The 15,820-nt window shown below is 48.2% G+C and carries 10 protein-coding genes; 6 read left to right on the forward strand and 4 right to left on the reverse strand.

The window, feature by feature from the left end; translation table 11 throughout:
• Positions 1–68: 68 nt before the first annotated feature.
• Complete coding sequence (locus B156_RS0105940; RefSeq protein ID WP_018618743.1) at positions 69–2,840, reverse strand: 2-oxoglutarate dehydrogenase E1 component; 2,772 nt, start codon at positions 2,838–2,840, stop codon at positions 69–71.
• Positions 2,841–3,400: 560 nt separating this feature from the next.
• Between B156_RS0105940 and B156_RS0105945 the strand changes: the two genes are divergently transcribed.
• The 4 genes from B156_RS0105945 to B156_RS0105965 all read left to right on the forward strand — a co-directional run bounded on the left by B156_RS0105945 (position 3,401) and on the right by B156_RS0105965 (position 8,734).
• The gene (locus tag B156_RS0105945) at positions 3,401–3,985 is read left to right on the forward strand and encodes a sigma-70 family RNA polymerase sigma factor (RefSeq protein WP_018618744.1); all 585 of its coding nucleotides are present in this window, start codon (positions 3,401–3,403) and stop codon (positions 3,983–3,985) included.
• A gap of 449 nt (positions 3,986–4,434) precedes the next feature.
• Positions 4,435–4,914, forward strand: coding sequence for a YkgB family protein (locus B156_RS0105955; protein ID WP_018618746.1), 480 nt, complete (start codon positions 4,435–4,437; stop codon positions 4,912–4,914).
• A 190-nt stretch (positions 4,915–5,104) separates the two neighbouring features.
• Positions 5,105–6,466 carry a lactonase family protein gene (locus tag B156_RS0105960; RefSeq protein ID WP_018618747.1) on the forward strand — a complete coding sequence of 454 codons (1,362 nt, stop codon included), beginning with the start codon at positions 5,105–5,107 and terminating at the stop codon, positions 6,464–6,466.
• A 546-nt stretch (positions 6,467–7,012) separates the two neighbouring features.
• On the forward strand, positions 7,013–8,734 hold the full coding sequence (locus B156_RS0105965; RefSeq protein ID WP_018618748.1) for a glycoside hydrolase family 10-like protein: 1,722 nt from the start codon (positions 7,013–7,015) through the stop codon (positions 8,732–8,734).
• On the opposite strand, the gene B156_RS0105970 is transcribed toward B156_RS0105965, so the two are convergent.
• Positions 8,731–9,978 (reverse strand): 4-hydroxy-3-methylbut-2-enyl diphosphate reductase, encoded by a 1,248-nt coding sequence (locus B156_RS0105970; RefSeq protein WP_018618749.1) that lies wholly within the window; start codon positions 9,976–9,978, stop codon positions 8,731–8,733. The genes B156_RS0105965 and B156_RS0105970 overlap by 4 nt on opposite strands.
• A gap of 134 nt (positions 9,979–10,112) precedes the next feature.
• On the opposite strand from B156_RS0105970, the gene B156_RS0105980 reads away from it, so the two are divergent.
• Positions 10,113–10,589: a flavin reductase family protein gene (locus B156_RS0105980; protein WP_018618750.1), complete on the forward strand. Its 477-nt coding sequence runs from the start codon at positions 10,113–10,115 to the stop codon at positions 10,587–10,589.
• A 10-nt stretch (positions 10,590–10,599) separates the two neighbouring features.
• On the opposite strand, the gene B156_RS0105985 is transcribed toward B156_RS0105980, so the two are convergent.
• Positions 10,600–12,132 (reverse strand): GH3 auxin-responsive promoter family protein, encoded by a 1,533-nt coding sequence (locus B156_RS0105985; RefSeq protein WP_040585150.1) that lies wholly within the window; start codon positions 12,130–12,132, stop codon positions 10,600–10,602.
• 70 nt (positions 12,133–12,202) lie between these two features.
• Positions 12,203–13,066: a glycerophosphodiester phosphodiesterase family protein gene (locus B156_RS0105990; RefSeq protein ID WP_018618752.1), complete on the reverse strand. Its 864-nt coding sequence runs from the start codon at positions 13,064–13,066 to the stop codon at positions 12,203–12,205.
• A gap of 266 nt (positions 13,067–13,332) precedes the next feature.
• On the opposite strand from B156_RS0105990, the gene B156_RS0105995 reads away from it, so the two are divergent.
• Positions 13,333–15,759, forward strand: coding sequence for a penicillin acylase family protein (locus B156_RS0105995; protein ID WP_026260632.1), 2,427 nt, complete (start codon positions 13,333–13,335; stop codon positions 15,757–15,759).
• Positions 15,760–15,820: the final 61 nt, after the last annotated feature.

The raw sequence follows: 15,820 nt of genomic DNA on the forward strand, positions 1-15,820 counted from the left end.
TATTTTCAGTCGTACGTAGCCAACACGATGATGTTAGCTACGTACAGCTTTACTACTTGCTACTGTTTTTAGTCAAACGCTCTGCGAACAATATCGGCTTGTTCCTTGGCATGTATTTTTGGATAACCCGTGGCAGGTGAAGCCGCAGCTTTACGGGAAATGATGGGCAGAATCATACCAACACGAAGTAAGTAAGTCCAGGAGCCCATATTTTCTGGCTCTTCCTGAACCCACACAATTTCGGCTTTCTTGTACTTCGCCAGTATGGTATCCAGTTGCTTCTTGGGCAAGGGAGCAATCTGCTCCAACCGGACAATAGCGACATCATCCCGCTTGTCATTCTGCTGCTTCTCCAGCAAGTCGTAATAAATTTTACCCGTACACAGTAATACCTTCTTCACCTTTTTTGCCTGCGCGTAGGTATCATCAAGTACTTCCTGAAAGGACCCTTTGGTGAGGTCTTCCAGCGGAGATATGCATTTTGGATGACGCAACAACGATTTCGGCGACATAATGATCAGCGGCTTGCGGAAATTCCAGGCCAACTGCCGACGCATAATGTGGAACAGGTTAGCGGGTGTGGTTACGTTGGCTACCACCATGTTATGTTCTGCGTACAGTTGCAGATAACGTTCCGGCCGGGCATTTGAGTGCTCGGGTCCCTGCCCCTCATATCCGTGCGGCAGCAGCAATGTAACCCCATTTTGAATACCCCACTTCGACTCGCCAGCGGCAATAAACTGGTCGATGATCAGCTGGGCACCATTCGAGAAATCTCCGAACTGCGCTTCCCATATGACCAGGGCATGCGGGGTAGCCATAGCGTACCCATACTCAAAGCCCAGTACGCCGTACTCAGAGAGCAATGAGTTATAAACCTGAAATTTCTCCTGCCCATCCTGAATATAATCGAGAGACGAATAAGATTCGTTCGTTTCTGAATCGTGCAATACGGAGTGGCGGTGCGAGAACGTACCCCGCTGTACATCCTGACCACTCAGCCGAACGGGCTTGCCTTCAACCAGTAGGGACCCATATGACAATAGTTCAGCCATACCCCAGTTCACCATTTTGGTATCAGTAAGCATGGCTTGCCGATCTTTCAGCAGTTTATCAATCTGTTTCAGCGGTTTGAACCCTTCCGGGATTTTTACCAGTGCTTTGCCAATCGTTTCCAGCACTTCAGCCGGAACCCCGGTCTCGGGCGACTGGTCAAAATCACCTGGCTCGCTAAATCGTAGTTCGGCCCAGCCGAGGTCTAATCGAAGTGGTTTGTACGGAATCTCAGCTTTTTGCTTTACCCGGTCAAGCCGGTCCTGCAATTGCTGCTTAAACTCCGTATCCATACGTTGCGCCAGTTCAGCATCTACGTCACCCCGTTCTATAAGCAGCTCCTTATAAATTTCGCGGGGATTCCTATGCTTATCGATGATATTGTACATCGTTGGTTGCGTAAACTTCGGTTCATCGGCCTCATTGTGACCATAGCGACGATAGCAAACCATATCGATAAATACATCCCGATTGAATTTCTCACGAAATTCAACGGCTAGTTTAGCGCAGAAGATAACGGCTTCAGGATCGTCGCCGTTGACGTGGAAAATCGGCGCGTCAATGATTTTGGCAATATCCGAGCAGTATATCGATGACCGGGCATCGTCAAAATCGGTGGTGAACCCAATCTGGTTGTTAATCACAAAATGGACCGTACCGCCAGTTTGATAGCCCGCCAGTTTCGCCATCTGCGTTACTTCGTACACAATACCCTGACCCGCTACAGCCGCATCGCCGTGAATAAGGATGGGCATTATCTTGGTGAAATCACCGGCATATTCCTCATCAGCCTGCGCCCGAACAAATCCTTCAACCACGGGGTTTACGGCTTCCAGGTGCGACGGGTTCGGTGCCAGTTTTACGCTGATCTGCTTACCCGATTTCGTTTTTGTCAGACTCGAATAGCCGAGGTGGTACTTTACGTCACCGTCACCCTGCACCTGGTCGGGAACGTTTCCTTCAAAGCCGTCAAAGATGGACTCATAGGACTTACCCAGAATATTGGCCAGCACGTTCAGTCGACCACGGTGGGCCATACCAATCATTACTTCCTCAACGCCCATATCGGCGGCCTGGCTTATAATAGTGTCAAGCGCGGGAATGGTTACTTCGCCCCCTTCGAGCGAAAAACGCTTCTGACCCAGAAACTTGGTAGCCAGAAAGTTTTCAAAAACGGTGGCCTCGTTGAGCTTTTCGAAGATCCGCTTCTTCTCATCCAGCGAAGGCATAAAAACCAGTGCTTCTTTCTCGATTTTATTGCGAAGCCAGTTTTTAACATCCAGTTCGCGGATGTACATGTATTCAAATCCAATATCCCCCGCGTAGATTTTACGCAACGAGTCCATGATAACACGGAGGGTTGCTGGACCAATGCCCAGCAGCTTACCGGATTCAAAGGTCGTATCTAAATCCGCGTCGGAGAGGGCGTAATCAGGTAGATCAACACGGGGCTGCCGGTCTTTACGCGCTCTAAGCGGGTTGGTTTTTGCCAGCAGGTGACCACGCGAGCGGTATGCCTTAATCAGACTGGCAACAGACACTTCCTTTTCGGCATGCGTAGCATCTACTGGTTTGGCAGCCTGCCCATTTCCGTTGGCTGAAACGCCATTCTGAGCCGTTGCAGCCGATTTTCCATTGGTTTTTTCACCGTAAGCGAGTGAAAACTCGAATCCTTTAAAAAACTGTTGCCAGCTTTCATCAACTGTCTGTGGGTCTTGCTTAAAAGACTGATAGAGTTGATCTACGTAAGCAGCATCGGAGTTAGCAATATATGAGTACTGATCCATGACGGGGCGCGTCGTTGTTTTGACCAACAAAGTTAGCTTATCATGGCAAGAGTTAGCCCAAAAATTGTTGTTTTTATCCTACCAATACGCTACGCTGGCTCACTTTTATGTAGAATAGCAAAAAAATGTCCATGAGTTTAGGAAGATTGTACGAAAGCACGGTGATCTATAAGAGACAATATATAATATTTCTAATTGATTTTGTTGTTTTTTCTAGTTAAGTAAGATGATTCTACAATAATTTGGAGTGAACTTACTAACCGAATGACCTATTTGGAGGACTAATTCATACAACTAACTAACACTTTCGTGCAAAAAGATTGGAGAAAACTATAAAAAACCATAATTCCAATTAGCTTTATGTAAGGTTTTGTCCATTTTACGACTAATAAATAGCAGGCACTTTCTGTCGGGTTATACATCATAGATAATTGGTAAGGTACTTAAATTCAGCAGCTTACCAATAACGTATTCGGTGCCTTGATCAGTGACATACTACCTTTGACTAGAGCTTAACAGAAATAGAGTCTTCAATCAGACGAAGTAGATGTATATGAATTATGCATAGCCGTAAATCCAGCGGGTTTACATCCACGCACATAATTGATCCGCATAAATGGGTAGTAAGGTATGCCGACTACCTGTATAACTATGCTCTCAAACGTATTAATAATGAAGATTCAGCCAGGGATTTGGTTCAGGAAACATTGTTGGCAGCCCTCGAGCGGATGGATAAGTTTGAAGCCAGAAGCTCTGAAATCACCTGGCTTACGGCGATTCTTAAAAATAAGATTAGCGACGTCTACCGAAAAAAATCAGCGGCAAGTCCAGATATGATTGATATTTCTGAGTTAGATCCGTTATTCAGCCAGCAGGATGGTCATTGGATAATTAGACATAGGCCAGTTGAGTTCGAAATGGAGCCTGAGGAGCCAGCACAACATCCCGAGTTTATGGAAATCCTTCAGAACTGTATGAAAAAACTACCCAATCTTTGGTTTGCCGTTTTTACGATGAAGCATATGGATGAGAAAAAAACGGAAGCAATTTGCCATGAACTCTCCATAACGCCGGCCAACTTCTGGGTAATTATTCATCGTGCCAAAGTAAATCTTCGGGCTTGCCTTCAAAAAAACATGCAATAGCCAACTAAAATGGACTCATTAAAAAAGATATACTGCAATTGCCGCAGAGCGACCTTTTTAATCGAAAAGAAACAGCTTGATTCAATTCGATTTAACGAGCATCTGGAGTTGTCATTTCATCTGGCCTGCTGTCCTGCCTGTAGGACCTATCAAAAGCAAAGTCATCTGATAAATCGTAGTTTAAAGGACCTTATAGCCGGTAAGATACCTAATGAACCTGTTCTTGATGAGCAGTTTAAGGAAGAACTCCAACAAAAAATCATTAAGCAGTTAGATTCAGAATAGCCCTAATTCAACATCCTGAACATAAGGCAGTTAACGTTAAATAGGAAGTTAAAAGCCAATCCAGTAGCTGACAGGGTTTGCTAAAAAATTAAAAATAATTGTAAGGTTTAGGCCAGGCAGCGACTAAACGATTAAAGGGTTTACCACTTAATTGTTTAGAACGCATGAAAAATGCAACGATAACCGCTGATTTTCCCCAGGGGTCAAATCTGGAGAAATTAGGAGCGCAACTGATTCGATACGGCCTGGCCATTGTCTTCATCTGGATTGGCATTCTGAAATTTACTACCTATGAAGCAGAAGGAATCAAGCCTTTGGTTGAGCATAGTCCATTCTTCTCCTGGACGTACAGCCTGCTAAGCGTTGCCTCACTTTCCGGATTGCTTGGCTTTATTGAAATTCTAATCGGGGTTTTGATTGTTTGCCGACCTTTCTCCCCGAAGGCGTCAACAATTGGCAGCATCGGTGCCATCCTAACCTGTGTAATACCCCTCACTTTTCTGCTCTCTACGCCTGGTGTACTCCAGCAAGAATATGGTTTCCCGTTCCTGTCGGCAATACCCGGTCAATTTTTGGCAAAGGATATTGTATTGCTTGGCGCATCGGTATGGTCAGCCGGAGAATCATTACAGCTTCGAGGGTAGACTAGTAATGATAACTATGCAACTCGGTTTCACGTGTAAGAGCAGACTTAGTACGCTGTTTCATCAAATTAATCAGCTGAATATTAACACCTTAATAATAAAATTCTATAACTAATGTCTGTTTAATTATTTTTCAAATGACCCCATTTCAATAGTACATCCAATCACAAACCCCTTAACGTTCACAAACATGGAACATAAATCAGGATTGCTAAAAGCCGTAGTAGTAGGCAGTATTTTGCTGGTTCAAAGCTGTGTACAAGATCACAAAATCCCCCCTGCTAATCAAGTGGTTGGCTATTTGTATACAACAACAAATGGAGAAGATATAAATCAGGTAGTGAAGTTTTCCCGTCATGCCGATGGGTCGTTGTCAGATGAAACCGCTTATACCACGAACAGTAAGGGCGGTGCCGATGTGAAAGCAGGTGGCGACGCCCACGGTGATTTCGACGCGCAGGGTGCTGTCCAGCTCATTGGCGATTATTTGTTAACCACCAACGCGGGGGGCAACCAGGTTTCGGTCTTTTCGCTGAACAAGTCTAATGGTGACCTTACATTTAAAAGCAACACCAGTTCGGGAGGAACCAGGCCTGTAAGCATTGCCTATACCAAAAAAGCAGGCATTGCCGATGAATACTGGGTAGTGGTAGGCAATCAGTGGAATAACCCGAACGTCCAGAAAGATGGGGCAAAAATTGAACGTTATCCGAATAATGCGTTTTTCCTGCAGGATTTGAAACAGGCCGATGCATCGGATAATGAACGAACGATTCAACTGTTCACCTTCAACGCCAAAACCGGGGTTCTAACGTCTGAGAAGCAGTTAGACAAGTACGTACGCGAAAATGGCGGCCCTACCACGGTAAGTTTCAGCCCTGATGGAACAAAACTGGCCGTATCGACCTGGGGGATAGCCCATTTTGACACGAAGGTCACTTCACTGGCCGAGCAGCATCCGAGCCGGGTTTATGTCTATAGTTTTGCCAATGGATCGATCAGCAACCGGCGTTATTTCGAAGAAGCCGGTATTTCAGGCACCATTGGTTTCAACTGGGCTATTACGGGTAGTACAAGATTATTTGTTTCAAACTTCAACCTGATTCCTACTAAATTAGACAATAGTGTAACGGTACTGGACGATAACGGCTCATCGGTAGCTAAGGCATCCAATTTTGCGGTCACTTCGTCGCCGGCCATTAATGAGGCCTGTTGGACCGTGTTGAACTCAACCGGCGACAAATTATTCGTCGCCAGTTTTCAAACTAATCTTGTGTCAACCTTCAATGCGGCTTCATCTGGTTTAACGCTAACAAAGTCAGAAGCCAGAAGTGGTCTCGCTCCCAACGGTGACTCGAAAGAATTGTGGATTTCGCCGGATAATAAATACGTTTATAACCTGGGCTCTTTTCAGTCGTTTTCCATTAATCTGCTCGAGAATACCGGACCAGGAGCCGTTTATAAATCACAAACGATATTGAAAACAACGGCTGCGGGGGCAGGCATTGCGGGTAAATATAATTTCTTGGGGTTAACAGGTTTTAATCTATAAAGCAAAATCTTATTCAGGCTGGTTTTAATCGGCAGGAAAAGCAGTTATCGCTGACTTTTCCTGCCGATTATTTTTATCAATTAATCAGATACTAAACCTGACGCTACCCGGTTATACCTCTCGGTATCAAAATATGGCCGAGGAACCAGTAAGGCTTTCAAAGTCATTTTTTTTGATATCCTTTCCATATCGCTTTACACCTGCTAAGTTGATTATGGGCAAGAACAGTGGAATAATCACTCTGCGTCGACGGATTAACTGATGCGAGCAGAAGCCTTTATCTTCTGCCAAGACCAGTATATTTTATCGGTTTACTGCGAAACTATTGATCTGGGATTATAGTCCCGAACATACCAACACCATTTGAATTACTACCCAAAACGTACTCGTTTCGATTGCCTATTTCAGATTAATAGCGTTTACTTCGGACAGTTATCTTCCGAACTATCGTTAGTAGTTGAAAGAAGATTAGTAAATGTTAAAAATAGCTCTAAACCGGTATAGTAGTAGACTATTACTACTTTTGTCCCTTAACTCCTCTCATTAATGCGGTTAGGTGCTTATTTGCTTCTCTTAGTAGCTGTTTTAGGATGGCATGGCTGTCGGCAGGCCAAGCCCGTCGTTACCAAAAGACCACCCGTCGGCCCTGCTCGTCCGGCGGTAGCTGCCACCAAACCGATTCCGCAAAAACCAGTAGTTGTTAAACGGCCCCCACCAACGCCTGTACCCCCCGTTGTTGAAACGTCTGTAGAATCGATTGAGTTTGATGAAGTAGCCGACCTTACACCACCACCGCCCAAGCGTGAATTCCGGGCCGTCTGGATTGCCACGGTCGAAAATATGGACTGGCCCAGTAAAAAAGGCCTACCGGTAGCTACCCAGCAGCGCGAGCTTATTGAGATGTTTGACATGCACCAGCGAATGGGGCTAAATGCGGTCATTTTCCAGATTCGCTCGGCGGCTGATGCTTTTTATGCGAAAAGTTCAGAACCTTGGTCAGAGTGGTTAACGGGTCAGCAAGGGCTGGCACCAGAGCCATTTTATGACCCGATGGAGTTTATGATCGATCAGGCTCACCAGCGCGGGCTCGAATTCCACGCCTGGTTTAACCTGGACCGGGCAACGTTTGGTAAGTCATCGAGTATAGCGCCTACCAACATTATTTACCGGAAGCCGGAGTGGATACTGACCTACGGTGGGCGTAAGTTATTCAATCTGGGCGTGCCAGCCGTTCGCTCGTACATTGCTGGTATCGTGGCCAATGTAGTACGCGAATACGATGTAGATGGTATTCATTTCGACGATTATTTTTACCCCTATGCCGAAGCCGGGCAGACCTTGAAAGACGATGACACGTTTAAGTCAAGCCCTAATCTTTTGCCTGGTATGACCAAAGGCGACTGGCGACGGGATAATGTAAATCGGCTCGTTGCCGAACTCCGGGACTCTATCCGGGCTAACAAGCCCTGGGTAAAATTCGGTATCAGTCCATTCGGCATATGGAAGAACAAAAGCAACGACCCCGAAGGCTCTGCTACCAACGGCGGGCAAGCTTACTACGACAACTATGCCGATACCCGGAAATGGGTGCGCGATAGTTTGATCGACTACATTGTTCCGCAGGTGTATTTCAGTTCGGAGTTTGGCCGGGCGCCCTACAAATCACTCGTAGAATGGTGGACGCAGAATTGTACCAATAGCAACTGCCAGTTGTACATTGGCCATGGCGCTTACCGGGTTGGGCGCGGTTCTGACCGCGACCCCGGCTGGTGGCGACAGACAGAGTTCCCGAATCAGATTCGTTATAATCGGGACCAGCAGCTTGTGCAGGGTAGTGTGTTGTTTAGTGCCCGGAATATAAAACTCAATCCGCTGGCCATTCGGGACTCGCTACAAACCAACTTCTATCGGCACCTGGCCCTGGTGCCTACCATGCCCTGGCTCGACAGTATCCCCCCCCTACCGCCCCATGACCTTAAAGCAGCCATGACTCCCGAAGGCGTAGAATTGTTCTGGCAACAAGCGGCCGAAGCACTCGATGGCGATGTGGCCAACGGTTACCTTGTCTATCGGTTTGAGGGGCAGCGGCCACGCCTGCGTCTGGATGATCCACGCTGCATTGTAGCGCACTGCATTGGGGAGGAAGCCACCCGGTACATAGACAAAACGGCCGACCCTGCCAAGAAATATGTGTATGCAATAACGGCGTTAGACCGGTTGAATAACGAGAGCCGGGAAGTTGTCGTGAAGGTAAGCCCGCAACGCTAAAGCGGAGACTCAGACTGCTCCATCACTTTTCCCATAACCGTCTCCATCGATTCTGCGTCAGGAAAAAACTGAATCAGCTTCAGTAGAATACCCTCAATGACAATATCAGGACAGGAAGCTCCGCAGGTGAGAAGCATCGTAACGGGTCGGGTACCCGGTATAAAGTTCTCCGTAACGATTTCCTGCTTCTTATGGCTGTCAAAATGGCGAATCAGTGTATCAGACAAGATTTTCTGCTCTGATTCGATAAAATAAGTGGGCAGTTTTTCTTCACAAAGTTCAACGATGTGCGACGTATTAGAGGAGTTATACCCACCAGCTACGATGGCAAATTCGGCCGGGTACTTCAGCAGGGCATAGGTAGCATCCTGATTATCGTTAGTAGCATAGCAAAGAGTATCGCGGGTATTGGCGAAGTGCGTTTCGTCCGTTTCTCCAGTTGAACCGTACTTGCTGGCCATCACCTGTTTCAAATAATCGGCAATACCCTGCGTATCAGAAGCAAGCATGGTTGTCTGATTAACGACGCCAATACGTTCCAAATCACGCGTTGGGTCAAATTCGACTGAATATTGTCCGGCAAATTCCGTGTAGAAATCAGTGGCAGGTAACTCCCCCGTGATGTATTTGGCCAGACGCTGCGTCTGAGCCATATCTTTAACCACTATAGTTGGGGCGGCTTCTTTGCTGTGCGAGAAGGTAGCCCGGGTTTCTTCGTGACTGGGCTTTCCATGCACGATAACTGTATAGTTTTTCTGACCAATCTGACTGGCTTTGTTCCACACTTTCTCCACAAAAGGGCAGGTGGTGTCGTATTTAGCTACATCTAACCCAATAGCCGATAGCCGGCTTTGCGTTTCCAGTGTAGTACCAAAAGCCGGGATAATCACAATATCATCCGCCGTCAGTGCCGCCCATGGGATGAGCTGGTTTCCCTTCGTATCCATAATGAAGCGCACCCCCCTTTCCTGTAAATCAGCGTTGACATCGGGGTTATGAATCATCTCACTAAGCAAATAGATTTGCTTACCGGGATTTTCGGCGATGGCTTTATACGCAATCTCAACGGCATTTTCCACCCCATAGCAAAAGCCGAAGTGCCGGGCAATCAATATCCGGATTGGGCCAAAATCAAGCATTGTAGGCGTAAAATCCCGCTTTAGCTTGTCCCGCTTCCGCCGAAATTCTTTCAGTGGGGTAATAATGCTACTACGGTAGTATTCGGGGATGTCGAATGATTTCATAGATAAAGGTCGCGGGTCAGCCAGTCGGTGAGTTTATCAGTCAGATAAGCAACAATGTCTTTTTTACCTTTGTTCACTACTACCTTCCTGTCTCCCTAAACTCATTGATTCCCCACCTGATCAACTGCCCTATCATGGCTAAGAGACTGTTAAAGTACAAAAACTACGATGTTCACAGCATCACCACCCGAACAACTGATGGCCGGCAAAATGCTAATATCGCTACCTGGGTGATGCAAACGGCCATGGACAGCGCCCATCTCGTAGTGGCTCTCTACAAACCGGACTATACCATTGAACTGGCCCGGGAAAGTAGCCTCCTAAACGTCAACCTGCTGGCGATAGACCAGACCAGCCTGATTCGAAAACTGGGACAACAATCGGGCCGGACGAAGGACAAGTTCAAAAATCTGCCTTATGCGCTTGATGAGCGGGGTTGCCCCTACCTCACGGAAGCCGTTGGCTACGCTCAATGTCAGGTGTTACACACCACCGATGCCGGGGACCATGAGCTATTTATCTGTAAAGTTTTGAAGCAGGTCGTTTTGAATCCCGATAAAACCGTACTGACCAATGACTTCATCAGAGAAAAGAAACTGATTCGGGGATAAGACCACCATTTTACGGCCGTTGGTATCTGGTTAGTTGGGCCAGAATATCATCTACATATTCCCGCGTATTGGCCAGCCGGGGCACTTTATGCTGACCACCAACTTTGCCGCGCCGTTTCATCCAGGCATAAAATGTACCCACTGGTACAACATGAATACGAGGCCGTTTTAACACCATGTCGTTGTACCTTTTGGCGTCATAATCGGAGTTGATTTGCCGGAGCGTTTCGTCCAGAATCCGGTTGAATTGTTCCTGATCGTCGGGTCCCTGAGTAAACTCAATCACCCATTCGTGGGAACCGTTTGCTCCATTGCTCATATAAACCGGACCAGCCGTGTAATCTGAGATGACAGCACCGGTTGCTTCACAGGCGCGGGTAATGGCCGTTTCGGCATTTTCCACGATTACCTCCTCACCAAAGGCATTGATGAAGTGCTTGGTTCGTCCGCTCACCTTCAGCCGGTGCGGATATAACGACGTAAACCGAACCGTATCTCCCACCCTATACCGCCAAAGGCCGCCGTTGGTCGAAACAACCAGTGCGTAGTTTTTGTCCAGTTCAACGTCATCAACAGTCAACGTAGTTGGAAAAGGCTGTTCGACCTCCTGCAAGGGAACAAACTCGTAAAAAATGCCGTAGTCGAGCATAAGCAGCATTTCACCCACCCGGCTCAGGTCGTCCTGAATGGCAAAGAACCCTTCCGACGCATTATACACTTCCTGATACCGTACCTTTGCCGACGGGAAAACCTGCTGCTGGAACAACTCCCGGTAAGGCTGAAAATTGACCGCGCCGTGCATCATCACCTCAAAATTGGGCCATACCTCCAGGATATTCGATTTGCCGGTAGAGGACAGAATTTTATCAATAAGTACTATGCCCCAGGTGGGTGTACCCAGCATACTGGTTACGTTTTCCTGGGAAGTGATTTCGGCCATCCGTTCCAGTTTGGCTTCCCATTCATCCATCAGGGCAATATCGATGGATGGCGTACGGATGTACTGTGCCCAGCTGGGCAGGTTTTTCATCACCACGGCCGATACATCGCCAACTGCACTATTAGTGCTATAGGGGTTTTGGTGAAGGCTTCCACCTATAGATAGCCCTTTACCTTCAAAGGCCCGGCTATCGGGGTTGTTGGCTATGTAGAGGGCCATCATATCCTTACCCCCTTTGAAATGGCTTTCGTCCAGTGACTCGGTGGTAACGGGGATAAATTTGCTCCGGGCATTGGTAGTACCGGAAGATTTGGAGAACCAGCGGACGGGGGATGGCCACAGCACGTTGTTTTCCCCTTTCATGACCCGCTCAATGTACGGAAACAGATCTTCGTAACTCGATACGGGAACCTGCTGTTGAAATTCGCGAATAGTCTGGATTGATTTGTAACCGTATTTTCTCCCCCACTCCGTCCGTCGGCCAGCCCGAATCAGCTGGTTGAAAACGGTATGCTGTGTGGCACCAGGGTTTTGCATCATAGCCTCAATGCGGGGTATTCGCCGTTGCAGGAGCCATTTGAGCGTGGTGTTGAAGACAGTCATGGGGCTAAAATACAATAAACCAGCTAAATTGAAGTGGTCAACTATTAAAACTCAATCCAATGGTTTAGGTTTATAATCCAACAGCCCGGTTAGGGTAATCGGTAATCAGGCCATCGACGCCCCACTTCTTCAATCGGACCATATCATCCTGCTGATTCACTGTCCAGGGAATAACCCTGATGTTTTTTTCGTGTAGCCGGGCAATCTTATCCTGACTCAGCAACTTAAAATAAGGGCTATAGATGTCGGGTTTGAAACCCAGTTCTTCCAGATTCTTTTCCGGGCTACGCAGGTTTTCGACCAGAGCCGACAGGCGTACATCGGGGTATTTTCCGGCCTGAACGCCTTTTTTCCACTGCTTCAAAACGGCGAAGTCGAAACTTTGAATGACTACCCGTTCGGGCGGTAGCCGTTTGGCAATGATTTCCTGCACGAGGTCACAGAAAAGGGCTGGTTCAGGCTGGCTTTTGTTGTATCCCGACGGTTCACTTTTTAGCTCGATATTATACGAAAAGGCAGGCAAGTTTTTCGCTTTTCGATAGGTTTCTGCCTGCTCGATTACCTCACTCAGCAATGGCTTGTAGGTCTTTAATTTTTGCTGCTCCGGGTAGGTCGGGTTGCCGTTGGACCCTGTATCGTATTGTTTGATGTCGGCGTAGTTCATCTGGTATAACACCAGGTCTTTCTGTTCTTTTTTGTCGACGGGTGTCCCATTGGGTTTGATACTGAAAGCCGCGTTAAAGTACGGCTCGTGCGAAACAACTACCTGCCGGTCTTTACTGATAACCACGTCCATTTCGAGCGTCGTTACGCCAAGGTCCAATGCTTTCAGAAAAGCGGGGATGGTGTTTTCGGGCATTAGCCCCCGGCAGCCCCGATGACCTTCAATATCGAACGGTACGGGGGTTGATGAAAAAAAGGCAGTAGCAATCATGCAGATGAATAGTAGACTAAAGCGCATACACCTTACTGGAAGTGGGGCTTAAAAATACGCTTTCTTTTTAAGTTCAGCTTATCTCCGGACTTTGTCCCTTCCTGTACGCCCCATCGTGCCCCGTACAAACAGCGTTATCATCCGGCGCAACGACAAAAAACTTACTTTGCGAAAAGAATTGCTTTGGCGGTAATAAGAACACTTTTTATTTGCTGAATGCAATGGTAAACTTGCATACCGAAAGACCGGCCTCCATTTACTTCCTTATGCGTTACGCAAAAGCTATTCTCCTTCCTGCTTTCACGCTTTTACTAATTTGGGCATTAAATCGCTCCTGGGGCAGCATTCCCGCTTTTGGACCACTACTGAGTCCGTTCGTTGGGTTCTGGCAAAATGCGGAATCAGTCAACACATCGGATGAGGAAATAACCCTGAATGGCACTCAGGCACCCGTTACAGTGATAATAGATGACAAAGCCGTTCCGCACGTTTTCGCACAGAATGACCATGATGTCTACTTCGCACAGGGGTACCTGACTGCCCGCGACCGGCTCTGGCAGATGGAGTTTCAGACCCATGCCGCAGCCGGACGGGTGTCGGAACTGGTGGGGGAACGGGCACTGGAGCTGGACCGCTACAACCGACGTCTGGGCATGGGATTCGGGGCGGAGAAATCCGTAAAAGCGATGATGGATGACCCGCGTTCGCGCGAGTCGGTGGAAGCGTATACGGCTGGTGTCAACGCCTGGATTAGTCAGCTGAAACCGGCGCAATACCCGCTGGAGTACAAACTCCTCGGCTACGCTCCGGAACCCTGGCAACCTATAAAGTGCGCGTATTTCCTGAAATATATGTCCGGGGTGCTGGCGCTCGGAGCCGATGACCTCAACATGAGCAATGTTCTCCAGAAAGCGGGGCCTGCCGTAACAGCCAACCTGTTTCCCGATTATCCATTTCGGGAAGACCCCATCATTCCCGTTGGTACAAAATGGGATTTTAAACCGGTTAAAATTCCGGCAGTGCCCCCCGCTTCGGTGTCGGCTGTTGGCTCGCTCAGTATGAACTGGGCCGAGCATGACCCAGCCATTGGCAGTAATAACTGGGCTGTTGGTCCACAGAAATCGGCCACGGGTTATCCCATTCTGGCTAATGACCCCCACCTCACGCTTAGCCTCCCATCTATCTGGTATCAAATGCAGTTGGTAACGCCAACCATGAACGTGTACGGCGCTACGATGCCGGGGGCTCCGGGTGTTATAATCGGTTTCAACAAGCAGGTAGCATGGGGTGTCACCAATGTCGGAGCCGACGTACTGGATTTTTATCAGATTAAATTTCGGGACAACCGCCATCTGGACTACTGGCACGATAACCGCTGGAAACCCGTTACCCGCCGAATCGAGCGGATAAAAATAAAAGGGCAACCCGACAAAGTCGATACGGTATTATACACCCACCACGGACCGATAATGTACATGGAAGGTCAAAAACCTTTCGCCAGAAACGTGCCGGTAGGCTATGCTGCACGCTGGATTGGCCATGAGGAATCGAACGATTTCCTGACGTACTACCTGCTCGACCGGGCCGCTAATCACGCCGACTATCGCAAGGCGCTAAGTTATTACGGCGCCCCGGCGCAAAATTTTGTGTTTGCCGATGTAGCCAAAGACATCGCCATTTCACCAAATGGCCGTTTCCCCCTCAAATGGAAAGACCAGGGTAAGTTTTTGTTGGATGGTACGAATCCTGCCCACGATTGGCAGGGATGGATTCCGGCCGAGCAAAATCCACACGTTAAAAATCCACCCCGGGGGTTTGTCAGTTCGGCCAATCAGTCCTCTACTGATACAACGTATCCGTATTACATAAACTGGCAGTTTGCCCCCGCTGAGCGCGGCACGCGCATCAACCAGCGGCTGACAGCTATGCAGCAAGCGACCCCGGATAGCCTGCGCATGTTGCAGAACGATAATCTGAACCTACGTGCTCAGCAAGCCCTGCCCATTTTTTTACCTTATGTGCGGGTGGAGAAGCTCACTGCCGAACAGAAAAAAGCGGTTGATATCCTAAAAAAATGGCGTTATAACCACGACATTGCCGAGATAGGTCCGACCCTGTTTACCGAATGGATGCGCCAGTATATGGATGGCGTATGGCGCGACGATTTCCCCAATACTGACAGCACAACGTTACGATACCCCAGTTTCGACCGGACACTTCAGATGGCCGAGCAGGAACCCACCGCTCATTGGTTTGATGACGTGACAACCACCGCCCCCGAAACCATTGGCGACGTATTAACCCAGACCTTAAAGCTAGCGGTTGATTCACTCGCCCGGCAGCACGGTCCTCTGGGTGAATCGTGGCAATGGGGCAAACATAAAGCAACCCGCATTGCCCACCTGGCCCGACTCGATGCGCTCAGTGCGCTCAATGTGCAGATTGGCGGAGGGGCGGGCATTGTAAATGCCACTACTGAGCGAACAGGGCCATCCTGGCGCATGGTCGTTGCCCTCGGTCCGCAACCGAAAGCGTATGGTGTATATCCGGGCGGGCAATCGGGTAATCCGGGTAGTCCGTACTATCTGAACATGCTGGAAACCTGGCGGACCGGCCAACTGAATGAGTTACTGTATCTGCAATCCGCCCAGGATAAAAACCCGGCAATTAAACGGCGTATTATCCTGAAGTGACGTTAATTTCCCGTTGCAATGACAGCTCCCGGCAATCGTGTACAGCATAAAAATAAACCTT

The sequence above is a fragment of the Spirosoma luteum DSM 19990 genome, from assembly GCF_000374065.1.
In the GTDB taxonomy this organism is placed as follows: Bacteria; Bacteroidota; Bacteroidia; order Cytophagales; family Spirosomataceae; genus Spirosoma; species Spirosoma luteum.